This window comes from Collinsella sp. AF15-51 (assembly GCF_003462845.1).
In the GTDB taxonomy this organism is placed as follows: domain Bacteria; phylum Actinomycetota; class Coriobacteriia; order Coriobacteriales; family Coriobacteriaceae; genus Collinsella.
This window is the reverse complement of record NZ_QRYG01000025.1, coordinates 1-24,189: the sequence shown is the minus strand read 5'-3', so window position 1 is coordinate 24,189 and position 24,189 is coordinate 1. Positions and strand designations below refer to the sequence as shown.

Here is a 24,189-nt window from a genome sequence, read left to right as displayed (position 1 = left end):
GACGGAAAGCACATTAAGTGCTTTCCTTTGCGTGCGGAACTCGCGACAAACTTAACCCGCGCCCGCCGGCCCCGGAGACCCTCCCTGCCGTCACATTGTTCGAGCCGTTGTTGTTGCTCGCCGCTTCGCGGCTCGGCGACCCCGTTCTCCGCGGCGGGGTTGTCTAAGGTTTTTGTTGAAGCTCGGCCTTTGGCTCATAAAAAACGGGAGATGCAATCTGCATCCCCCGTTTTTGTTGCGGTTAGTCTAGGTCAATAAACTTGGTGCTTAGGATCTTGCCGTCTTTTACTAGCATTCTGGCCATGGTGGGGCCTCGGGTGCCTCTGGGATAGCTGGCGCTGCCCGGGTTGAGGACTAGGCAGCGGCCCACTTGGGCTTCTTTGGTTACGTGGGTGTGGCCGTTGATGGCTACGTCTACGGATCCCACCGGAAGGTCTTCGCGGTAGTGGGCTACGGCGAATTTGAGGCCTTCGTAGGTAAAGAGCGCAAGACGGTCTACATCGGGGCCGTAGTCGCGGTAGTAATCGTTGTTGCCCAGTACGGCCCGCACGGGGGCGATGGTGCATAGGTGCTCGTAGTCCATCTCTGACGTAAGGTCGCCGGCGTGGATGATCAGGTCTGCGCCCTCAAGCTCGTCCAGGAGCGCAGGCGATAAATAGCCGTGGGTGTCCGAGATGATGTCGATACGCTTGGCGCTTGCACTGTTCATGGGATCCCTTCCGCAAAAAAACGATTCGGCAGATACATACAAAAAAGGCCCCACGGCTCCGCAGACGATGGGTCTACAGGGCTGCGGGGCCAGTGTGCTAGAGGCTCAGGGCCTTCTTGAGCGGCACGACGCGGCGGCGCGAAACCGGCACGCGTTCGTCGACGCCCGTAATGCCCAGCTGGATGGCGCCCGAGGGCACCGTCTCAACGTCCGTGACGCACGCCAAGTTGACGATATAGCGGCGGTGAACACGGAAGAAGCCAAAATCGCAGAGCTTGGCCTCAAACTGCGCCAGCGAGGTCGTCGACAAAAAGCGATCATCGACGGTATAGATGCAGGAGTAATCGTCCTTGGCCATGATAAAGCGAATGTCGTCCACGGGAATGAGCACCTTGCGGCCGCCCTTTTCCACCGGGATACGCTCGATGGTCACCTTGCTGTCCGTAACCGGCTTGGCGCGTTGCATGACCTTCTCGATCGCGCGATCCAAGCGAGCTTCCTCGACCGGCTTCATCAGATAATCGACGGCATCCACGTCGAATGCCTCGACCGCATGGTCGCTATACGCAGTCACAAACACGATCGCCGGCGGATTTTTGAGCTTATGCAGCGCCTCGGCAAGTTGCAGGCCCGAGGCACCGGGCATCGAGATATCGAGAAACACGACATCCACGCGACTTTCCATAAGCATCTCGATGGCGGAGCGGACGCTCGACGCCTCCGTGATCGTGCCGATCTTGCCCGTTTGCTCGAGCAAGAAGCGAAGCTCCGAGCGAGCCGGCGCTTCATCATCCACAATCATCGCACGCAGCATAGGGATAAAACCTTTCGTCAACTAACTACGCCGGGCATCCGTCGCATGACGTTGAGCCCGTAGCCTTTTATTTTACTCTTGAATGTCAAAGATGCTCTCTGACAAATCAAGATGAAGAAGCACTTTGGTGCCCTTGCCCGGCGCCGATTCGACACGCGTATAGGAGTGCGGCCCAAAAAAGCGATGGATGCGCTCCGAAATATTGTGCATGGCCACACCGGCGCCGCCACCCTGGGGAGAGCTGGCGTCGGGACGGGCAGAGCGCTCGTCAAACAGTCTGGCGGCGGTACCCTCATCCATGCCCACGCCATTATCGGCCACGGCAATCAAGATTGCATCCTCGCCGTCTTGGTGAACGGTCACGTCGATCCTCAGGGCGTCGTCGTCGCCCATACCATGACGCACGGCGTTCTCGACAATCGGCTGGATCACGAACGCCGGCACCAGCGTATCTTCCACGTCCTCGGACACATCGAACGTCGCAAGCACGCGGTCCTCGCCAAAGCGGGCCTTCTCAAAGGTAAGGTAGCGCTTGGTCTGTGCGACCTCGCGCGAGACCGGAATAAGCGATCCCGAGTTGTCGAGCGTGGCACGATAGAACGATGAGAACTCACGAAGCAGTTCGCGGGCCCGCAGCGGGTCGGTGCGCGTAAACGATGCAATGGTGTTCAGCGTGTTGAACAGGAAGTGCGGGTTAATCTGCGCTTGCAGCGCACGCACCTCGGCGCGCGCCGTGAGTTCCTTTTGCACCTCGAGCTCGTGGATGGCGAGCTGCGTGGACAGGATCTCGGCAAAACCCGAGGCGAGCGCATACTGGGTACGGTCGACGGCACGCGGGGTCTTGTAGTAGAACTTGAGCGTGCCGACGGTGCGGTCGCCCACCTTGATGGGCGCGATGATACCGGCGGGAACATGGTTGTGCGAGCCATCCGAACCCACCACGTCCACCACGCGGTTGAACGACTGCACGATGCCGTGCTCAATGACGTAGCGCGTGGCAAGCGTGTGGATGGGCGAATCGGGCAGCAGCTTTTCCTCGAACTCGCCCGCGCAGGCCAACACGTTGCCCTCATCGGTGATGGCAACGGTCATGGCACGCGTCTCGGGCAGGATACGCCGGCACACCAAAAGCGCCGATTCCTGCGTCAGGCCGCCCTTAATGTCCTCGAGCATGGCCGAGGCAACCGAGAGCGTCTCCTCGGTGTACTGGGAGCGTACCGAATCGGGATTGAGCGTCAAAAAGATAAAGATGCACAGGAAGATGCACAGCAGCGCACAGGCAATCACCGTGGCAATCGGCTCAATACCAGTCGCCAGGGCAAAGATAAAGTACGCCAACACGCAAACGGCGCAGACAACGGCGATGATACGAAAGATTGAAATTGAATTATCGCGCTGGGCGCGGCGGTCGATCATTCAGCCCCCTCCAGGATGCTAATCAGTTGTGCGTCGCGCCAAAGTTCGTCCATAATCTTGGGCCAGAAACTCTGAAAACGCAGGTAGCTTGCGGCGTTTTGGCGGGCATAGGTCTTGGCCTCGTCAATACCATGACGCCAGATGCGCAGATACCCCTCGTGCTCGCGGGTAAACATGCTGCGAACCATGGCGGTCTTGCACACGCGGTCGTCGAGCTCGCGCGAGATCCACGGACCCGGATAGGGCATGAGTGATGCGGCCGTAACCGGAATGAGCTCCTTTTGGTGCGCAGCGAACGTCAGCTTGGCCCGCTCGTAGTACCAACGGTACACGTCCTGCATAAAGCGCGGCGAGCGCTTCTCGGACTCGGGCGGCAGGTGACGCACGGTCCACTCGTTATCGAACCACACGTCATAGCCGAACATGCGCATGTTAAACAGGTAGTCCAGATCCTCGCCGCGGGTGATAAACGGGTCGAAGGCCACGCGCGTAAAGGCGCGGGCGTGCAGGGCCATCAGGCCGCCGCACACGTAATTGGAGCGCGAGATGCGGGTGCCCGAGAGCGCCTTTTTCATCCAGCGATTGAACTCGATGCGCTTGGTCCACCAGCGATGGCAAATGCCCGCTTTGTCCGTGGGAGCCAGCGGCGACCCGTCGCGATCATAAAAGTATCCGCTCTTGACTAAAATCGGCAGGCCCTGACGCGTCTGCTGGCCCAGCGCATAGGTCGCACGCTTCATAAAGTCGGCATCGATGACGGTCTCGTCGTCATCCAAAAACACAACCGCGTCGTGCCCCAGCACCGCCGCGCAGGCAAGACCCATGTTGCGGATGGCGCCGTAGCCGCGCAGGCTCACGCACTCGCCCGAGCCTTTGGGCGCAATCTGTGCCACGCGGTCGGCAACACGCGAAGCCTGAGTATTGGTAACGACGGTGACCTTAAGCGTGGGATGCGCATTAACGATTTCGTGCACGCGATGGGATACGTCGGCCGTGGCAGAAACCGGACAGACCACCAAGAGAATGATGCGCGGAATGTCGCGCACCTGTTCGAGTGAAGTCAGGCAGCGACCGAGTTCCGGGTTGGCGGCATTGAGCGACGTCAAGTGATCGTAGGTGCCGGGAGCGTTTGCTTGGGTATCATCGCCCGCCCAATATGTTGGGATCACAACCGTGGCGTTCATACCTTTACCCTCCTTGCAACACAAAAACGGGGCGCCGCCAAACACAGGCGACGCCCCGCGACCTAGCTGATTCCATCATACCCACTTGGGCTAAACATTGCTCGGAAGTCAGAATGATTTATGCGGCTACTTCCAAAAGAGTACTGTAGATAGGCACAATTGCTGTACTGAGCCCGGTTGCCTTACGCCGCCGCCTGAGTCATGCGGGACAGGCGGACCAGCAGCATAAAGCCAACAAGCAGCAGCACGCCAATGGAAAGGACGCCCAGCGACGGGTTGCCGGTCAGCGAGGTGACGACCGACACTAGAAAAGTGCCCATGACGCTTGCATAACGACCAAAGATGTCAAAGAAGCCGTAGTACTCGTTGGATTTTTCTTTAGGGATAATGCGGCCAAAGTAGCTACGGCTGAGCGCCTGCACGCCGCCCTGGAACAGGCCGACCATAATGGCAAGCACCCAGAATTCAAAGGCGGTCTTTAGGAAGAACGCGGCGAACAGCACAATGCCCATGTAGGCGGCGACCGCCACCAGGATCATGTTGAGCGTGCCCACGCGGCCGGCGAGCTTGCCGTAAATGATGGCAGACGGAAAAGCAACAAACTGCGTGACGAGCAGCGCCAGGACCAGCTGCGTCGAATCGATGCCCAAGGCCGATCCGTAACTGGTGGCCATGGAAATGACCGTGTGCACACCGTCGATATAGAAGAAGAACGCGATCATGTAGACCAGCACGGTCTTGTTGTGGGCGATCTCGCGCATGGTGTGTCCGACCTCGGAGAACACACCGCCCACGATGTGGCCGATAGTATCCTCGGGACCGCGCTCGCGACCGTACTTTTGCTTATAGGTGCGAATGAGCGGCATGGTAAAGATGAGCCACCAGGCACCAGTGATGATAAACGACAGACGCGTTGCCAGCATGGTAGGGACGCCAAGAGCGGGGCCACCCATGATGAGCGCCAGGCAGATGACGAACGGCACGGTGGAACCGATGTAGCCCCAGGCATAGCCCGAGCTGGACACGGCGTCCATGCGCTCGTCGGTGGTAATGTCGGGCAGCATGGCGTCGTAGAACGTCATAGAAGAGTTGAGGCCGATGGTGCACAGCACGTACACAGTCAAAAATGCCATGGCGGACATTGGGATAGCCTGCGCCAGACAAAGAACCAGGCCCGTGAGGAAGAAGCCCAAGAAGAACTTGATCTTGTTGCCGGCGTAATCGGCAAGCGCGCCCAGAATGGGCATGAGCATGGCAATGACCAGCGAGGCAATCGTCTGCGCGTTGCCCCAAGCGACCACCAGGTCTGCCGAGGAAGCACCGGTATTGATGGCGTTAAAGTAGATGGGCACCACCGAGGTATTGAGCAGTACGAGGGCCGAGTTTCCCACATCGTACATGACCCAGTTACGCTCGAGCTTGGTGTATTTCATGGACAGGGACCCTTCGTATTCGCCCGATATGCAGTTAGTTCATCGTACCCCAATTGTCCAGAACCGCCGGTAAGGATTCGGCAAAGGGGCACGCACGGGCCCTATTCCTCGCGGTCGAACTCCTCATCGGCATTGAGCACGCGACCGCTGTAGTTGACGTGACTGGTCACGGCATCCATGTCACCGGTCTCGATAAAACGTGCGACCGTGCACTCGTAATCGACCAGCGCGCGCTCAAAGACCTCGGGGAAGCTCTCAGTCGAGACCTCATCGGTAAAGGGGTTCTTCCATGTCAGGTGGCCCAGGTTGCCGGTGCGCTCGGGCAGCTCCGTCGTCACGCGATGGGCAAGGCCGTCGAGCAGCGAGTAGTCGTGCACCAAGCCCTCAACCAGCGAGATCGCGCGCGTCTTTGCGGAGCCGGCCGGCTCAATCGCGCGGTAAAGTCGCTGCATATTGGCAACGGCAGCACCGTACTCCCCCGCTGGAATGTCAATGCCGTACACGCATCCAGCAACATAGCTCATCAGCACGCCGGCCACGCGATTGATGCGATCGGTGGTGACAATCTCGCCCGCCGGCGGGTAATCGTCGACCGTAGCGCCATCGCGTTTAAGCTGCAGCATCAGTACATCCAAGTCGCTCTCGATCACAGCATGGACCTGACTGCTCGAATCCTCAAGCTCTGAATCGGACTCCACGATGCCAAACTGTTGCTCATAGACAAAGGGATGGGCGTTGCGGTCGAGCACGTAATGAGACAGCAGGCCCAGCGCAAAGGCGCGACCCAAGCTGGCGTCGCGCGGCAGCAGATGCGACACGCCGTCGCGCAGGCACGCGAACTGGCGAGACATGCGCGACCGATGCATGACCTGCGCCAGCAGCGTGCAGTCGGAAACACGCGGCGTCAGAATGTGAAAGAAAAACGGGTCGGGGCCTTGGTTGCCCAAGATAAAGGCAATGCGCTCTTCATCGGACGTGATGACGCCCTGCGGAAGACGGTCGATGCTTTCCTCGCCAAACAGATGATGGGTGATAAGCGCGGGCATAATGATCCTTTCGATTTCATTCGATGCCACCCATTATGCCCACCGCGCGCCCATGCCAAACCTGCGATGGTAAACGACGGCACGCAGGCCTCTTACGCAAGCCCCAGGTGCGACTTGACCTCGGCGGCACGACGACGGGACACCGGTACCGTCGAGCTCACGCGGTCGAGCCTGAGCTCCATCAACCCCGTGGAGCCAATCTCAACATTGTGCACGTCTTCCAAATTGACCAGATAGCTGCGATGAACGCGAATAAAGCCCTCGGAGCTCAAGCGACGCTCGAGCGAAGAGATCGACTCATTGATCAGGTACGTTCCCTCGGCGCAGATGGCGTTGCAAAAATCGGCGCGCGCCTCAAAGTAGCAGACGTCTGCGGCGGGAATGAACACCTTTTTACCCCCGCGGTCCACCGTCAGACGCAAAGGCTGGCGCGGAGCGTGGATAACACGACGGGCACCCAAGGCTGCCTCGATCTTGTCGAGCGCCTTCGACAGGCGCGCGTCCTCGACCGGCTTGACGACATAGTCGACAGCATCGAGGTTATACGCGTCGGCCGCGAACTCTGCAAACGCCGTCACAAACACCACCACCGGCGGCGTCTTTAGGTTTTGCAGGGTCTCGGCTAGCTCAATTCCCGAGCGGCCGGGCATCGTGATATCCAAAAACAGCACGTCGGGCTTGTTCGACAGAATCGACTCCACGGCCTCGGTGACATTGCCCGCCTCGGCAATCTGGCCCACACGTGCATCCTTTTCCAGCAGATAACGTAGCTCAGCCCTAATAGGAGGCTCGTCATCAACCACCAAGATGTTCCATCCCTCGGACATATGCGCTTCCCCTCTTTTTCTCTCAATCCAACCGCGTGCTACACCGTCATCGGCGCCGGCTCATGCGGCTCGCCGTTCAGCTCGACGATGACCTGCGTTCCCACGCCCTCCTGGGACTTCACGCGCATGCCAGAATCTTCCCCGTAAAAGAAATGGATGCGCTGAAGCACGTTGAAGAGCGCCAGGCCGCAGCCTCGCTTGATGGAGCCGTCGGCGGTAATGCTCTCGGGCTCCTCTCGGCGATGTTGCTCAAACAGATGCGCGCAGACTTCTTCGCTCATACCGATGCCGTCATCTTCGACGATGATCTCCAAGCCGTCATCGGTCTCAAAAGCCCCAACACGAATAGAAAGCGGCTCGGTCTCGCGCTGCGCATGCTTGATGCAGTTTTCGAGCAGCGGCTGCAAGATAAACGGCGGCACCATGCTGTCGCGCACCTCAAAGTCGATGTCGACCGAAACGCGCAGACGGCCGTCGCCATAACGAGCCTGCATAAGATTGATATAACGAGTGCCCTGTTCCACCTCATGCTCGAGCGTGGTGAGCGTATCGGAGTCAGAAAGCGTCTGACGATAGTAATTGGAAAAGTCGATCAGCAGCGATCGCGCCTTGTCGGGCTCGGTTCGCACGAGCGACACGATGGTGCTGATGGTATTGAACAGAAAATGCGGGTCGACCTGCGACTGCAGGGCGCGCAGCTCCACGCGGGCCGTAAGCTCGTCCTGGCGCTCGAGCTCAAAGCTGGCGAGCTGCGTGGAAATGAGATCGGCAAAGCCCGAGGCCAACGCCGTCTGGCGCATATCGATGCTGCTCAGGCGGGGATAGTACAGCTCGAGCGTACCCACGCAATGCCCGCGCACGGTAAGCGGTGCGACAATACCGGCGCGCAGGCGGGGAAAATAGCCACCCGTCTCATTGGAGGTGTCACGCGAAAACACGCTCTGCTCGCCCGTCTCAATCACACTGAGCGTGGTCTTGAGCACGACCGGGGTGCCGGCGGGACACTTTGTCGAATCCTCGCCCCAACTTGCCAACACCTGCTTGCCGTCGGTGAAGCAGATGGCCGAGGCGATAGTTTCGGACAGAATGATTTTGGAGGCGCCCAGGGCAGCTTCGGGCGTAAGGCCACGCGACGTGTAGGCGAATATTTTTGATGCGATGGCGAGTGTACGGTCGGTTGCGCTCGATGTGAGGTCGTCGGGGACCACAAAGACATACGAGAAAAAGAAGCACAGCATGACCAGGCCGGCAATAACGACAACGCCCGGAACGGGATTGGGATTATCGGTTAAATCCCAGATAAGCAACAGGATAAGCGCCGGAACGACAACACCGAGCAGGATGGCCTGGACCACATGCTGGGCCGTACGAAAGACCTTGGTCGAGTTGTAGCTCTTGCCCAGAATCAGCCTGTTTAAATCCACCGTCATCCCCTTTTGTCTACCGCACCCATAGCAATAAAGAGGGCCGCAAGCGACCCTCTCCATTGCATTATGCAATCAAATACTGTGTTTTACATCAAGCCATCGACGAACGGTAGCTTAGGCGCTGTACTTGTTTGCCTCGCCGAAGGTGCCGGCCTCGACAATCCAGCCGTCCTTCATGATGACGTCCATGTTGTCGGTGTTGAGCACGTGGATGTCGGCGGCGACGTCACCGTTGACGACCAGCAGGTCGGCGCACTTGCCGGCCTCGATGGAACCGGTCTCGTCCTCGATGTGGCACATCTTGGCACCGTTGAGGGTGGCGCAGGTGATGGTCTCGACCGGGGTGAAGCCGATCTTGTCGACGAACTCGTACATCTCCTCGATGGAGCAGGTGCCATACGGGGTGACGAAGGAGAAGGAGTCGGAGCCGATCGTCATGACGACGCCGCGCTTCTTGGCCTCGCGCAGGCAGTCGTAGTTGCGCTGCAGCTCCTTCTCGACCAGGGTGCCCTCGTACTTGTCGTGCAGCTCGGGGACGTAGACGGGCGGATAGGTGGCGTACCAGGTGGGCAGGAAGGCAATCGTCGGGGTGAAGAAGGTGCCCTGCTCGGCCATGAGGTCCATGGTGCGCTCATCGATATCGAAACCGTGAATCAGCTGCTCGCAGCCAAAGCGGACGGAATCGTAGGCAGCGGCGTGGTTGTTGTAGCAGTGGCTCCACACGGGGATGCCGACCATCTTGGCCTCTTCGATCACGGCCTGGATCTCCTCGGAGCAGTAGTGCTGGTCGCGACCGGAGTCCCAGCGCCAGATGCCGCCACCGGTAGCCCAGATCTTGATGGCATCGGGGTTCTCGCGCAGGCGACGACGGACGGCCTTACGCAGATCCCAAGGACCGTCGACCTGGTCGCCCCAGGGGTGGGAGTCCTTGTTGAGCTCCTGGGTGCAGTGGTGGGAGTCACCGTGGCCGGCAACGCGGCAGAAGCCGAGGCCAGTGGCCAGAACGCGCGGGCCCTTAAAGACGCCCTTGTCGATGCAGTCGCGGATCTGGATACCAAAGCGGCCGATCTCGCAGACGGTGGTGAGGCCGTGGGTGAGGCAGTCGTAGGCCTGCTTGACGGCGACGGCCTGCTTCTCGAGGAGCGGCTGCATGACCCAGTCGGTGTCATCGTCGGTCAGGTTGCCCGAGAAGTGCAGGTGGGTGTCGATCAGACCGGGAAGGACGGTCTTGCCGGCGGCGTCGATAACCTCAACGCCCTCGGGAAGGTCCTGCATGACACCGGCGTACTCGATCTTGCCATTGTCGTCGACGAGAACGAGGGAGTTCTCGACCGGCTCGGCACCGGTACCGTCGATGAGCTTGCCGCCAACGATTGCATACTTAGTGGACATGGTTCCTCCTTATGGATCCATATAGTGGGCGAGGCCGCGTTGGGTTAAGGCCTCACAAAACTACCCAAGTGGTGCCGGGTTCGGTGCGCGGAAGAGAGGGTCCCGCGCACCCGATCCGCCCCGGCTAGGCGTTACTTTTTGCGGGAATTGGTGAAAGCCATGAGGGCCAAGCCAATAGCCAACCAGCCGATCACGATGCTCCACTCCACCATGTTGAGGGAGGCGGGAGAGAACGGAATCACGAGCAGGCCGATGATGACGGCGCAGGCAGCAACAGCGAGACTGATGCCAAACTTGCCGCCGGGCACCTCGTAGGGACGAGGCAGGTCGGGCTCGGTAAAGCGCATGCGCAGGCAAGCGAGGGCGACCATGCCGCAGGAGAAGATGAAGGCGAGAGCCGACACGTTGGTCAGAGGGATGAGCATGTTCTTGCCCAGGAACGGACCGATGACGGTGATGACGCCCAGAACGGCGCAGGCGAGCTTGGGAGCGCCGGACTTGGGATCGACCTCGGCGAACTTCTCGGGCAGCTGGCCCTTGCGGCCCATGGCGAGCATGATGCGGCTCGTAGCGCCGTAGAAGGAGTTCATCGGGCCCATGGGTCCAAGCGTGGCGATGACGAGCATGGCCAGGTACAGGAGCATGTTGATGCCCTTGAGGCAGGCAAGCGCGGGAACCGGGCTCTTAACAAACTCATGCCAGTCGAGGATGGTGCCGAACGAGTAGATGCAGACCATGTAGAAGCCGCCGGCGGCCAGCAGGGCCAGGGAGATGATCTTGCCGAACTTGTTCCAGTTGAGGCCCTCGGCTGCTTCCTCAGCCTGCTGAGGAATGGTATCGAAGCCGGCGTAGAAGAACGGGGTCAAAACCAGGACCGACACGATGCCGGCGAACAGGCTGGTGCCCTCGGTAGCGGGCTTGCCGCCGCCAGCACCGGTGACCTGGGAGAACACGGGCATGGCGTGTTCCGGCGAACCGGTGAACAGCGAGACGCCCATGGCAAGCAGCATGCCGCAGAGCAGGGCCTTGGTCAGGAAGGCCTGGAGCTTGGCGGCCGAGCTGGCACCGCGGAAGTTGAGGAAGATGACGTAGGCTGCAAAGCCGAGCGCGATCAACGTCGGGAACAGGTAAACGTCGGCGCCCAGGATGGTGTAGAGCTTGACGGCGCGCAGCCACTCAAGGCCGGGCAGGCTGCCGAACATCTCGGACACGAGGGTCGAGATGGCGATGGCCTCCCACGGGCACAGGATGCCGTTGCCCAGGGCCAGGAGCCAGCCAGTGATGTAGCTCATCGTACGGCCAAAGCTACGATCGACATACTCGACGATGCCGCCCGAAATGGGGATAGCAGCCGTGAGCTCACCGAAAACAGCTCCGACGGGCACGAGGAAGATCGCGCCCAAGAGGAATGCGATCATAGCGGGAACGGGACCGCCGCCCACGACCATCCAGTCGCCGACCTGCAGAACCCAGCCGGTACCGATGATGGCACCGAAACCGATGGTGAAGAAGTTCCAGAGCGAAAGCGTTTTCTTCATGCCACCGTTACCTTCGACTGCAACTTCTGCGTTCTTGTCCGCCATTGTTCCCCTCCTTTCCTTATTGACGCCTCTTTGGCGTCACCCCTTGCGCGGTCTGTTTTGCCGCGCACTTTTATTTCGTGGCTTTAAGATACGGCCTCGGCGTCGCGCTACCGCTTATGGCTCGACCGAAGGCAGAACTCGCATATGAGTGGCGCCGTTTTTGGGACGAACGGCACGGTTTGCCGCTCATTGTTGTCGCCCGTCCGACGGGCGTACGCTCATTGGACGCATATAGAAATGTTTTTGAGGCCGTGTGTTTTGCGCCTTTCGTACCGTTTACCGAGCTTTTGACGCTCGGACCCATTTGTTGCACATCCTTTTTGTAGGAGAGACAGGTTATACATGAGACAAGGCGGTACGAATGGCATACGGATACAACGACGGTGATCAACGGCGACAAAGCGTTCGCCTTGCTGGCCGCACCACGCCGATGCCCAGAAGTGCCACGAGCAGCAATCCGCAACGCCCTCAAGAGCAACCCGGGCCTTCGTCTCGGCAGCAGACAAACAGAACACGGCAGAGCGGCCGTCCGAGCACGGGCACAAGCGCACAGCAAGATAGCCGCTTGGGCGCGCGCACTCGACAGCGCCAAGCCGAGGTTCCGCAACTGCGCCGCAACGGCGCACGTCAGCCCGGCATCCATATCAACCGCTTCTTTTCGCATCCCCAAGGCGGACGCGACGGCAAGCCCTACCGCTCGACATCGTTCGTGAATGCCCCCGCCCTGCCGGCTCGTCAGCTTTGCCTCGCACTGTGCTCTATCCTCATCTGTCTGGTCTTTGTGCTTATGAGCTCCTGTATGTCCCACGGCTCGGCCGGTCTCGAGCCCACCGCCGAGGACAAGCTGCTCAAGGCCCCCGTCGCGCCCGGTTATTCTTTCGCCTTTTCGACCCCGCGCTCGCAATGGCAAGCCGGCACGATGCCCCATATCTATCAGATCGACCCTGCATGGTCGGAGCTGCCTTACGCCGGCGGTACCATCCGCCAAAATGCTTGCGGGCCTACGTGCCTCACCATGGTCTATATCTTTAAGACGGGACGCACCGATATGACTCCCGTCGATATGTGCGCGCTTTCCGAGGCAGGCAATTACGCCCCCACCGGTGCAACCGAATGGTCGTTTATGACGAGCGGTGCGTGGCCGTTGGGACTTAACGGAACGGAGCTTCATAACGATCGCGACTCGATGACTCAGGCGCTGCGTTCGGGAGCGCCCGTCATCGCCGCCGTTCGGCCGGGCACCTTTACCAACGTGGGCCACTACATTGTACTTTACGGTATTGACGACGCCGACCAGATTGAAGTCTTCGATCCCAACTCGGCCAGCCGCAGCGCCCGCCGCTGGGGCGTCGTAGAGGTCCTCAACGAAGTCGAAGCCATGTGGGCCTACTACTAGTCATTGGGGACAGACTTAAATGAGTAGTCTCTGGATGCCCGGAACTGCTGGCACGGAAAGTGCACCCCGCTTTGAAGTTCGATAGCGGGATGCGCTTTCCGTTAGCGGCCTGTTTGGGAAACTGGGGGCTATTTTTCGGGCAAATTCCGGGATGTATTTTCCGGTTGAGGGCCCCGGGGAAACTGTGCCCCATTTTGGACGCTCATTGTGGGATGCACTTTCCGCAGTTGATTGGTGCTACTCATTTAAGTCTGCCCCCAATGACTACCGATAGCAAAAGCCCCGCAGCCGGAGCGGACTGCGGGGCTCATGAAGAGAGGCTAGTTTGTGGACGTCTTGTCTGGCGCCCACGAGAGAGGCAACAGAGTAGAGACTACTCGTGGATGCGGGTACCGGAGAGACCGGCCATGGTCTCGGCGGCCTTGTCCAGGGCGCCGATGATGCAGGTGCGGCCCTTGCGGGAGCGGGCGAACTTGATGGCGGCGCGGACCTTGGGCTCCATGGAGCCCTTGCCGAACTGACCCTCGTCGGCCAGGCGCTCGGCCTCGTCGGCGGTGATGTCCTCGAGCTCCTCCTGGTTGGGCTTGCCAAAGTTGATGGCGACATGCTCAACGGCGGTCAGCAGGAACAGAACGTCGGCGTCGCAGTCCTCGGCCAGCAGCTCGCCGCCCAGGTCCTTGTCGATAACGGCGGGAACGCCCTTGTAGCAGCCCTTGTTCTCGTAGTCGCGGACGACGGGGATGCCGCCGCCACCGCAGGCGATGACGATGAACTCGTTGTCGAGCAGGTTGAGGATGGAGTCAGCCTCGACGATCTTCTTGGGATCGGGGGAAGCGACGACGCGACGCCAGCCGCGGCCGGAATCCTCGACGAAGACCTTGGAAGGATCCTCGGCCATGAACTCCTTGGCCTGCTCCTCGGTGTAGAAGGGGCCGATCGGCTTGGTCGGGTTCTTGAACGCGGGATCGTCCGGGTCGCACTCGATCTGGGTGACGACGGTGGCGGCGTGCCAACGCTTATAGCGCTTGTGCATCTCGCGGCCGATGCCCTGCTGCAGGTGATAGCCAATGTAGCCCTGGGACATGGCGCCGCACTCGGGCAGCGGCATCTCGGGGGTGCCGATGGCGTCGTGGGCAGCGGCGAAGGCGTTCTGGATCATGCCGACCTGCGGGCCGTTGCCGTGGGTGATGATGATCTCGTTACCCTGCTCGATAAGACCAAGGAGAGCGTGGGCGGTGTTGCTCACGGCCTGGATCTGCTCGACGGGGTTGTTGCCGAGGGCGTTGCCGCCGAGGGCGACGACAATACGATCGGGCTTGCCAAGAGGCTTAGACATTGCTGGAATCCTTTCTGTAAAAGGCCTACAACCCATTAATAACCCGCGTCCGTGCAATACGCGAGTTTATTAAGGTTTATATTCTCTTTATCGCTCATTTTATTCATTTTGAAAATAGTTTAACGGTGAACGGTCGTTTTTACCCGCTCAGCGTAAAGAAGCCCAGCTCACACACGTTTACGTCATCTACGTGCGACTTTATTTAATTAGAGCAGAGATTAGGCTGGATTATGCAAACTATATCTTTGCTAAACACATAACGGACACTGCAATTATTTACTCGCACTATACGAGATTCTATGCACTTGCAAGACAAGTATGCACCCCTGCAATAACACGGGGCTTTTCATCCAACAAAAGGGATAGCCGAACGCGCTTCATCCCGCAGCAAGCGACCGTGAGTTCGCAGTATGGAACTTTACCGTCGGGTATTGCATGAACGCCGCTGACGCCCTTTCGCTCCTGCGCGCCCAGGCAACCGAGAACGTCAACGGCGGCGCCAGCCTTTTCGCAAAGTGCCGTGCTGGTTCGCTGGCTTTGAGGCCTAAGCGAGCTTTGCTATCTGCCAATTTTTGTATGATTAGAGCCAAATCTATCTGCCAATTTTTGTATGATTAGGGCAAATCTATTTGCCAATTTTTGTCATTTGGGGGTTTTAATGCTACGCCGTAAGGTCACTAATAGGCTTTTGAACTGGAAAAATAACTCTCATAAGGCATTGCTTGTTACCGGTGCGCGTCAGATTGGCAAGAGCTATGCGATTCGCGCGTTTGGTAAAGACAACTACGCGTCGTATTTTGAGGCCAATTTGCTGCTCGATGCCGAGGCAAGAGATGTGCTCATTGGCGCTAAGAACACCGTTGACTTTATCAACCGCGTGGCCCTTCTTGCGGATGCACCGCTTGTTGAGGGAGATACGCTTATCTTTGTCGATGAAATACAGGAGTATCCGCAGATCGTCACGCTCATGAAGGCGTTGGTCGAGGACGGGCGCTTTAGCTATGTCTTCTCGGGGTCTATGCTTGGGACTGAGTTTAAGGGGATCTCTTCTTTCCCGGTGGGGTATGTCGAGCACATTGTTATGCGGCCAATGGATTTTGAAGAGTTTTGTTGGGCAAACAGCATCAGTGAGAATGTGCTTGCAGACATCCGCAGCTGCCTTGTCGAGAGGCGTCCCGTCGAAAACTATATTCATGAGGCGATGCTCAAAAACTTTAGAGTTTATATCGTTTGCGGCGGCATGCCGGAGGTCGTACAGAACTATATCGATTCGGGTTATTCACTCGTGAGGACGCGTGAGCTTCAAATTCAGCTGGTCGATCAGTACAAAAGCGATATCTCTAAATATGCATCGACTCGAGCGTTTAACGTTCGGTCGATTTTCGAGCAAATTCCCGTTCAGCTTGAGGCGGAGTCTCATCGCTTTGTTGTTTCATCCCTGGGTGAGGGAGCTCGCCTTCAAAAATACGAGCAGGATTTCCTATGGCTGGTGAACGCGGGCGTCGGTTTGATGGTCGCCCAGGTGACGGAGGCCCGGAGTCCTCTTAAGAGGACAGAGAAGGCGACCGCCTTTAAACTATACGAGTCTGATACAGGTATGCTCGCATCACGGTATCCCGGCAGCACGGCACGCGCTGTCTACCTTGATATGAAAACCCCCAACCTCGGCGGTCTCTATGAGAACGTGGTCGCGCAGGAGCTTGTCGCCCTTGGAACTGATGCATGGTACTACCAGACACGCGAGGTCGGCGAAGTTGACTTTGTGATCGAAGGCACCCGCGGGCACGTTGTCCCAATCGAGGTCAAATCGGGCAAGAAGGTTCGAGCCCATGCGGCCCTCGACCGTCTGATGAGCGTGAGCGAGTACAAAATCCCCGAGGCCGTTGTGCTAAGCCACGAGAACCTCAGCAAAGAGGGCAAGGTCCTGTACGTTCCAATCTATATGACATTCTGCCTCGATGAGTTTATGGAAAAGGACGACCCCAACAACGATTTCTCGTTTGCACCCATATCCCTCTAGGCCATCTGGGTCCGCAACCAGGTCCCCCTCTATGCCCAAAGTAACGCGCTTTTCGTGCCAAAGGCGCGAAACAGCAAGGGATAGAAGGCAGTGACAACCAAATCCCCCTCTATGCCCAAAGCAGCGCGTGGTTTCGCGGCAAAGCCGCGAAACAGCGACCGGGACAAGGCACCCCACCAACCACGTCCTTCATCAGCCCACACAATCCGAGGACGTAGTCGTAGCAGGATCTGAGGGCTGACCTTCGCGGACACTCCGCAGGACGAAAGGACCCCCGCCGCACGTAGTGCGCAGCGGGGGTTCTTTCATGTCCGAGGACGTCCGCGAAGGTTAGCCCTCAGATCCTGCGGTGGGAGACCTAGGCCTCGTTGTACACCGTCTTGAGCTTCAGCAGGTGCTGATAGCGGTCCATAGCGGCCTGCTCATTCTCCTTGAAGAGCTCCTCGGCGCGCTCGGGGAAGGAACGCGTCAGCGAAGCGTAACGGGCCTCGTTCATCAGGAACTCCTGATAACCGCCCGCGGGCTCCTTGGAATCGAGCGAGAACTTCTTGCCGGCAGCAGCCTCGGGGTTGAAGCGGAAGAGGTTCCAGTAACCGCACTCGACAGCCTTCTTCATCTCGGCCTGGCAGTTCTGCATGCCGCCCTTCTTGATGGAGTGCATCTCGCAGGGGCTGTAGCCGATGATGAGGGACGGGCCGTCGTAGGCCTCGGCCTCGTGAATGGCCTTGAGGGTCTGAGCCGGGTTGGCGCCCATGGCAACCTGTGCCACGTAGACGTAGCCGTAGCTCATGGCGATCTCGGCCAGAGACTTCTTCTTGGTCACCTTACCGGCAGCGGCGAACTGAGCGACCTGGCCCAGGTTCGAGGCCTTGGAGGCCTGACCGCCGGTGTTGGAGTAGACCTCGGTGTCGAAGACGAAGACGTTGACGTTGTGGCCGGAAGCCAGGACGTGGTCCAGGCCACCGAAGCCGATGTCGTAGGCCCAGCCGTCGCCGCCGAAGATCCAGAAGGACTTCTTGGTGAGGTAAGCCTTGTCGGCGAGGATTGCCTTGGAAGCGTCGCAGCCGCACTTCTCGAGCTCGGCAACGTAGGCAGCGGCAGCGGTCTTGGAGGCCTCGGCGTCGTTGACGGAGTCGATCCAAGCCTGACCGGCGGCCTTGAGCTCATCGGACGGACCATCGGCAGCGATGATGTCCTGGGTAGCGGCGATCAGCTTGTGCTGAACGGCCTCATAGCCAACGGCCATGCCCAGACCGTGCTCGGCATTGTCCTCGAACAGGGAGTTGTTCCACGCCGGGCCGTGACCGTCCTTGTCCTTGCAGTAAGGAGCGGTGGCAGCGGGGTTACCCCAAATGGAGGAGCAGCCGGTGGCGTTGGAGATGAACATGCGGTCGCCGGCAACCTGGGTCACCAGACGTGCATAGGCGGTCTCGGCGCAGCCGGCGCAGGAGCCGGAGAACTCCAGGTAGGGCTGCTTAAACTGGCTGCCCTTGACGTTGGCCGCGATGAGCTCCTTCTTCTCGGAGACGTTCTCGACCATGTAGTCCCAAACGGGCTGCTGGTCCATCTCCTGCTCGGTGGGAACCATCTCGAGGGCGCCCTTGGGGCAAACCTTGACGCAGTTGGTGCAGCCCATGCAGTCGAGCGGGGACACGGCCATGGTGAACTTCATGCCCTTGGCCTTGGGGCCCATGGCGTCGAGCGTGCGGGTAGCCTCGGGCGCGGCGGCAGCCTCGTCCTCGGTCATCGCGAACGGACGGATGGTGGCATGCGGGCACACGTAGGCGCACTGGTTGCACTGAATGCACTTGGTCTCGTCCCAGTGGGGAACGACCACGGCGACGCCGCGCTTCTCGTATGCGGAGGCACCCAGCTCAAACTGGCCGTCGGCGCAATCGACGAAGGCGGAAACAGGCAGGCTGTCGCCGTCCATGCGATCGATGGGCTCGAGCAGGTTCTTGACCTGCTGGGCGATAGCGGACTTGGTCTCCTCGGAGAGCTCGACGGGAGCGGCGTCCTCGGCGGTAGCCCAGTCGGCCGGAACCTCGAACTTACGGAAGGCGGTAGCGCCGGCATCGATGGCCTTATGGTTGGCGTCGACGATGGCCTGGCCCTTCTTCATGTAGGACTTGGTAGCCGCGTCCTTCATGTACTGCAGGGCGTCCTCGGCGGGCAGAACCTTGGCCAGCGCGAAGAAGGCGGACTGGAGCACCGTGTTGGTGCGCTTGCCCATGCCGACCTTGGCGGCCAGGTCGATAGCGTCGATCAGGTAGACGTTGACGTTGTTGTTCGCGATGTAGCGCTTGGCCACGGCGGGCATGTGCTCGGCGAACTCCTCGTCGCTCCACTGGCAGTTGACCAGGAAGGTGCCGCCCGGCTTGACGTCGCGGACCATCTTGAAGCCCTTAACGATGTAGCTGGGGTTGTGGCAAGCGACAAAGTCGGCCTTGGTCACGTAGTACGGCGAACGGATCGGAGAATCACCAAAGCGCAGGTGCGAAACGGTGACGCCGCCGGTCTTCTTGGAGTCGTACTGGAAGTAGGCCTGAACGTACTTGTCGGTGTGGTCGCCGATGATCTTGATCGAGTTCTTGTTGGCGCCGACGGTACCGTCGCCACCCAGACCCCAGAACTTGCACTCGATGGTGCCGGGGGCTGCGGTGTTGGGCGCATCCTCGGCCTCGGGCAGGCTCAGGTTGGTCACGTCATCGACAATGCCGATGGTGAACTCGCGCTTGGGCTCGTCCTTCTTGAGCTCCTCGAAGACGGCAAACGCGGACGCGGGAGGCGTGTCCTTGCTGCCCAGGCCGTAACGGCCGCCGACAACCTTGATGCCCGTCTTGCCGGCCTCGTAGAGAGCGGAAACGACGTCCTGGTAGAGCGGCTCGCCGATGGAACCCGGCTCCTTGGTGCGGTCCATGACGGCAATCTTCTTGACGGTCTCGGGAAGAACGTCGACAAAGTGCTTGATGGAGAACGGACGGAACAGGCGAACCTTGACCAGGCCGACCTTCTCGCCGTGAGCGTTGAGGTAGTCGATGACTTCCTCGAGCACGTCGCAGAAGGAGCCCATGCACACGACGACGCGGTCGGCATCGGGAGCGCCGTAGTAGTTGAACAGGCCGTAATCGGTGCCGAGCTTCTCGTTGATCTTCTTCATGTAGCCCTCGACGACGGCGGGAAGCTCGTCGTAGACCTTGTTGCAGGCCTCACGGTTCTGGAAGAAGATATCGCCGTTCTCGTGGCTGCCGCGGGTGTGCGGGTGCTCAGGGTTGAGCGCGTGGTCGCGGAAAGCCTGGACGGCGTCCATGTCGCACATCTCGGCCAGATCCTTGTAGTCCCACATGGCGACCTTCTGGATCTCGTGGCTGGTGCGGAAGCCGTCGAAGAAGTTAAGGAACGGGGTCTTACCCTCGATGGCGGCAAGGTGAGCCACCGGCGAGAGGTCCATGACCTCCTGGACGTTGCCCTCGGCGAGCATGGCGAAGCCGGTCTGACGACAGGCCATGACGTCGGAGTGATCGCCAAAAATGTTCAGGGCGTGGGAAGCGACGCAACGCGCGGAGACGTGGAAGACGCCCGGGAGTTGCTCGCCCGCGATCTTGTACATGTTCGGGATCATCAGGAGCAGACCCTGAGAAGCCGTGTAGGTGGTGGTCAGAGCACCGGCGCCCAGCGAACCGTGAACGGTACCGGCCGCACCTGCCTCGGACTCCATCTCGACGACCTTGACCGGGGTGCCGAAGATGTTCTTGCGACCCTGGGCCGCCCACTGGTCGACATGGTCGGCCATCGGGCTGGACGGCGTAATGGGATAAATTCCCGCTACCTCGGTGTACGCATACGAAACATATGCGGCCGCCTCGTTGCCGTCCATAGACTTAAACTTACGCGCCATATACCCCTCTCCTCTCATATAGGTATACAGGCCCCGGCGATCGCCGGGATGTTGGCGTGATGGGATTTTCGCTGTTGCTTCCAATCATCTGGCAGGCGGACTTGGCAGCAGGTACATGGCGTGGAGAGAAGGCATGCCGAGGCGAGGAGGGCTGCACGCGCTCCACAGGCCCAGCTACCCGTCTTGCACATGACCGAGCGCCGCAAAGGCCGCATGCCGGATGCTCCCGGGCACGCCCCGGCGATGGGAGGCGCCCGCAACGAAAATCCGCATGCGGGTTTATTGTACCCCGCCGTCAAGTGTAATAGCGGCAAATATAGGCGGGCGGTAAAGGTTTACCTCGACTGACCGCCAAGGGCCAAATGGTCCCTGTGTTCCCGGGCAATCGGCTCTGACGCGCCAAGGAGTGTCCCCAAGTGCCGGCAGAAAAGGAGCGTCCCTATCTGCCGGCTAGAGGGCACCGAAGAGGATGGCGTAGGTAGTGGATTCGCCGAGCTTGAGCTCGTCGCCGGGGTTGAGCTGGGCGGAGCGACCGGGCTCTACTTGAATACACACGCTCGTGGCCCCGTTTACCACCACGGTGCCGTTCGTGGATGACAGGTCCTCGACAAACCATGTGCCAGAATCGTCGCACCAGATATGGGCATGGCGGGCCGAGACGTCGTCGGTGATGCCGCCCTCCCCCGTTGCCAGCGCGCCGATCTCAACGCCTTCCTCACTCGGCTGAATCCAGCGCGGGACGCTCACCACGTAGCCGTTTTGCACGCACAGCAGTCCCAGCGGATGCGCCGGCGCGACCTCGTGCTCGCCCGCGACCGAAGATGTGCTCAGCGAGCGCGGCGTCGACGTGTCGCCGCCACGGGTCGCATGAGCGCGGCGGCTCGCCCGACTTGGAACTAAGGCGGGCGTGAGAGCAAACGGCATAGGGAACGAATCTTGCGGATGTACTCCTCGACGTCAGGCAGGTAAGCCCCACGAAGTCACCGGGGAGGCCCAAGCGGCCCGGCACCACTTCCAGATTCTGACCAGGGCGAGTCGTTCGCCGGTGGCTGAAGGCTCGCTCCCACCCAAAAGGGGAGATTCGCGTTGTTCCCCAATCGCTCTCGCATCTTTCATTTTGCTCGAGGTGGGCTATAAAAACTTTCCTGGTGAAAGGCGGCGATTGGTTTCCTTTCTTTCTAGAGGAGCGCGCCTGTAATCTGTTTTCATCCTAAATCAAGTTAAGATCGGACCTTCCAGAGGCAAGTCGACTCAAACTGCGAGGCTCCATGTTGGAATAAAGAGCGCTGTCGAAGTGCCAACAACACAAAGCTTGCCAGTCTCAAATAGAACCTTTTGGGAGTCCGATTGGGCCGCACACCGAATCCCCGCTGGTGGTTTTTTATAGCTGCGCAACAATAAACAAGGTTAGTGCCAGTCCAGCATGAAATTGAGGAACGTATGCATTTTTTCTCAGTAAGTGATCGTCGTTACTGCTTCGATGAGGTCACTCGCAATTGCTTTCAGGTTGACCAAGCATCAGAAGATGCGCTTCGCATATTTGAAGCATCGGGAAGAACGGTCAACTCGAAGTTGCTAACAAAGTCACTTGCTGCGAAAGGCTACGACCAAACGACCATAGCAGAACTTGAAGACGACATTGATGAGTATCAACGATTGTCTGAGCGGACTTTCTTAACAAAAGACACGCCTCGAAAACTTAGATCCATCGAACTCCACGTTTCACATGCATGCAACCTTGGTTGTAGTTACTGTTTTGCCGGTAAAGGAGATTATGGAACGTCTCCTCTGCTGATGACAGACGAGATAGCCTTCAAGGCGGTCGACTACCTCGTCGCAAGTTCATCGGAAAACGAAACGCTTGCGATCGTCTTTTTTGGTGGGGAACCCATGATTAACGAGCCGCTGATATGGAAAACGGTCGACTATTCAAAAAGAATATACCCCAATAGAAACTTTACCTATTCTATTACGACCAACGGAACGCTTTTGAATGACACTGCTGTGAATTCTTTCAAGGAGCACGGGTTTTCTGTTCTGATTAGTCTCGATGGTACAGGATGCAAGCACGATGCATCGCGCCCGTACAAGACGGGAGGCGGCTCTTTCTCCGATATCGACAAAAACGTTCGTCGTTTTTCCGAGTCGTTCCCCTTCGGCGCAAGAGCGACCTTAACAAATAATAACTGTAACCTTGTTGAAGACTATCTTCAGTTTAAAGAGATGGGCTTCAGAAGGATTTACTTCTCGCCCGTGAGCTCATTCGATGAGAATATCAAACTCGACGAACACTCATTAAACAAAATCAGGGCGGGCCTAATAGATTTGGCGGATCAATATCTCAAACAGATTGATCAAGGGGAAAAGCCCTTGTTTAGAACATTGAAAACTGCAGTTGATTTGATTATGAGCAACAGGATCGCCTTTGTCGGATGCGGGGCTGGCAGGCGTTTTATTTCCGTGACTCCCGAAGGGGACGTATACCCCTGTCACAGGTTTGTCGGGATGATGCGATTCAAAATGGGCAACATCGTCACCGGAATTGACGAAACTAGGTATATTGAAAACTGGAGTCAGGGTGTCGAAAAAAGAATTGACTGTACGGACTGTTGGGCTCGGTCTTTCTGTGGTGGGGGCTGTAGCTGGGAGGCTGCAGGCGAGCACGGCTACTTGCCCAAGAGTCTACACCCTGCATCATGTGAATATAGAAAAATGTGCTACGAGATGGCTTTTGACCTTATTTCCCGCCACTCATCTTCGCAGGAGAAAAATCAACGAGAAGCTACTGTATCGGAATAAGCGGTTCAGCGCATTGCTGTCACCATTGTGGAGGTGTTCGTTCTTCTGATTACCGTCTGCGAAGCTTATTGCTACGTTCGCCGAAACCATTCTAGAAATATGGTGAACTAGACATCTTGGTTTGTTATACACAATATTGAGGTTTTTCTGCACTCAAAGGGAGGTAGTCGTGAAGCATATTCATCCGATTAATCCAGGAAGTGGCGACGAGGCAGGCGTGAAGCCGATGTCTTTTGACTGCCTCTTGGGCATTACTGACATCTGTACTGTTTATGATAAAGCAGATGGCTGTGGTGCATACGATTACTGCGACTATGACATGGATGGCGGCAGCATCTGCGTTGTAGATCACTGTGGCATTGATCAAACGTAGTCTCTAATTGGATTAAGGTGAGGAGCTGTTATGAAGCATATCCATCCTGTTGGTTCAAATGAACATCCTCCCGTTGAGCCTTGTTGTCTTGGAGTTGATATATGCAATTTTTACGACATCGCCGAGTGCCCTGTTGCGGATTGGTGCTATGTCGATAAAGAATCAAGCTGTGTTTTGCCAGCAGATTGGTGCGATCCAGTTGACGAGTAGTTTTGTGGCTAGGAACTATTTGGTCCAATTCAGAATAAGATGGGAACAAATACCAAAATCTCGTGTCTGGGAGGAGTTATGCCATTATTGCAAGGTCTCGTTGGATTAGCCTTTATACTTGCGTTATATCTGGCACCTTTTTTAATTCTATTCTTCATTATCCGACTCTTTCTTCGGAGAAAATAGGAGTGTCACGCAAACATTAGCGTAGCTTTCTTCCAATATGAGCCGAGCATTGGCAAGTGGAATAAGAAGCCCGACCGTTCGCCACATTGAACTGCGTCCCAAATCTTGGACGCCCTAAATAGCGACTAGGCCGCGAGGGC

The 24,189-nt window shown here is 58.3% G+C and carries 18 protein-coding genes; 5 read left to right on the top strand and 13 right to left on the bottom strand.

Annotated elements, in window-relative coordinates; genetic code table 11:
- Positions 1-241: 241 nt before the first annotated feature.
- The 10 genes from DWW51_RS09455 to DWW51_RS09410 all read right to left on the bottom strand — a co-directional run bounded on the left by DWW51_RS09455 (position 242) and on the right by DWW51_RS09410 (position 11,831).
- Complete coding sequence (locus DWW51_RS09455) at positions 242-709, bottom strand: YfcE family phosphodiesterase (protein WP_117584170.1); 468 nt, start codon at positions 707-709, stop codon at positions 242-244.
- 97 nt (positions 710-806) lie between these two features.
- Positions 807-1,523 carry a LytTR family DNA-binding domain-containing protein gene (locus DWW51_RS09450; protein WP_006235156.1) on the bottom strand — a complete coding sequence of 239 codons (717 nt, stop codon included), beginning with the start codon at positions 1,521-1,523 and terminating at the stop codon, positions 807-809.
- A 72-nt stretch (positions 1,524-1,595) separates the two neighbouring features.
- On the bottom strand, positions 1,596-2,939 hold the full coding sequence (locus DWW51_RS09445) for a histidine kinase (protein ID WP_117774322.1): 1,344 nt from the start codon (positions 2,937-2,939) through the stop codon (positions 1,596-1,598).
- Positions 2,936-4,123 (bottom strand): glycosyltransferase, encoded by a 1,188-nt coding sequence (locus DWW51_RS09440; protein WP_117774321.1) that lies wholly within the window; start codon positions 4,121-4,123, stop codon positions 2,936-2,938. The genes DWW51_RS09445 and DWW51_RS09440 overlap by 4 nt, the downstream gene beginning before the upstream one ends.
- A gap of 182 nt (positions 4,124-4,305) precedes the next feature.
- On the bottom strand, positions 4,306-5,556 hold the full coding sequence (locus DWW51_RS09435; protein WP_117774320.1) for an MFS transporter: 1,251 nt from the start codon (positions 5,554-5,556) through the stop codon (positions 4,306-4,308).
- A gap of 101 nt (positions 5,557-5,657) precedes the next feature.
- The gene (locus tag DWW51_RS09430) at positions 5,658-6,602 is read right to left on the bottom strand and encodes a zinc dependent phospholipase C family protein (RefSeq protein WP_117774319.1); all 945 of its coding nucleotides are present in this window, start codon (positions 6,600-6,602) and stop codon (positions 5,658-5,660) included.
- Between the two features lie 92 nt (positions 6,603-6,694).
- The gene (locus tag DWW51_RS09425) at positions 6,695-7,429 is read right to left on the bottom strand and encodes a LytTR family DNA-binding domain-containing protein (RefSeq protein WP_117774318.1); all 735 of its coding nucleotides are present in this window, start codon (positions 7,427-7,429) and stop codon (positions 6,695-6,697) included.
- Between the two features lie 38 nt (positions 7,430-7,467).
- On the bottom strand, positions 7,468-8,853 hold the full coding sequence (locus DWW51_RS09420) for a histidine kinase (protein ID WP_231501634.1): 1,386 nt from the start codon (positions 8,851-8,853) through the stop codon (positions 7,468-7,470).
- Between the two features lie 117 nt (positions 8,854-8,970).
- Entirely contained in the window at positions 8,971-10,248 is a 1,278-nt protein-coding gene (locus tag DWW51_RS09415; RefSeq protein WP_117774316.1) for an amidohydrolase family protein, read from the bottom strand.
- Positions 10,249-10,379: 131 nt separating this feature from the next.
- Entirely contained in the window at positions 10,380-11,831 is a 1,452-nt protein-coding gene (locus tag DWW51_RS09410; RefSeq protein ID WP_117774315.1) for an APC family permease, read from the bottom strand.
- Positions 11,832-12,396: 565 nt separating this feature from the next.
- On the opposite strand from DWW51_RS09410, the gene DWW51_RS10400 reads away from it, so the two are divergent.
- Positions 12,397-13,227 (top strand): C39 family peptidase, encoded by an 831-nt coding sequence (locus tag DWW51_RS10400; protein ID WP_231501633.1) that lies wholly within the window; start codon positions 12,397-12,399, stop codon positions 13,225-13,227.
- Positions 13,228-13,600: 373 nt separating this feature from the next.
- Here DWW51_RS10400 and arcC read toward each other — a convergent pair whose 3' ends face one another.
- Positions 13,601-14,563: a carbamate kinase gene (arcC, locus tag DWW51_RS09400; protein ID WP_117716147.1), complete on the bottom strand. Its 963-nt coding sequence runs from the start codon at positions 14,561-14,563 to the stop codon at positions 13,601-13,603.
- A 658-nt stretch (positions 14,564-15,221) separates the two neighbouring features.
- Here arcC and DWW51_RS09395 point away from each other — a divergent pair.
- Entirely contained in the window at positions 15,222-16,583 is a 1,362-nt protein-coding gene (locus DWW51_RS09395; RefSeq protein ID WP_197032245.1) for an ATP-binding protein, read from the top strand.
- A gap of 358 nt (positions 16,584-16,941) precedes the next feature.
- Here the strand turns inward: DWW51_RS09395 and nifJ are convergent, their stop codons facing one another.
- Positions 16,942-20,481 (bottom strand): pyruvate:ferredoxin (flavodoxin) oxidoreductase, encoded by a 3,540-nt coding sequence (gene nifJ / locus DWW51_RS09390; protein WP_117774313.1) that lies wholly within the window; start codon positions 20,479-20,481, stop codon positions 16,942-16,944.
- Positions 20,482-20,931: 450 nt separating this feature from the next.
- Positions 20,932-21,405 (bottom strand): FHA domain-containing protein, encoded by a 474-nt coding sequence (locus DWW51_RS09385; RefSeq protein WP_117774312.1) that lies wholly within the window; start codon positions 21,403-21,405, stop codon positions 20,932-20,934.
- Positions 21,406-21,921: 516 nt separating this feature from the next.
- Between DWW51_RS09385 and DWW51_RS09380 the strand changes: the two genes are divergently transcribed.
- The 3 genes from DWW51_RS09380 (at position 21,922) to DWW51_RS10195 (ending at position 23,863) form a co-directional block, all read left to right on the top strand.
- Entirely contained in the window at positions 21,922-23,280 is a 1,359-nt protein-coding gene (locus DWW51_RS09380) for a radical SAM protein (protein WP_117564922.1), read from the top strand.
- 169 nt (positions 23,281-23,449) lie between these two features.
- On the top strand, positions 23,450-23,653 hold the full coding sequence (locus DWW51_RS10200) for a hypothetical protein (protein WP_124785779.1): 204 nt from the start codon (positions 23,450-23,452) through the stop codon (positions 23,651-23,653).
- 30 nt (positions 23,654-23,683) lie between these two features.
- Positions 23,684-23,863 (top strand): hypothetical protein, encoded by a 180-nt coding sequence (locus tag DWW51_RS10195; protein ID WP_147324165.1) that lies wholly within the window; start codon positions 23,684-23,686, stop codon positions 23,861-23,863.
- The last annotated feature ends 326 nt before the right edge of the window (positions 23,864-24,189 follow it).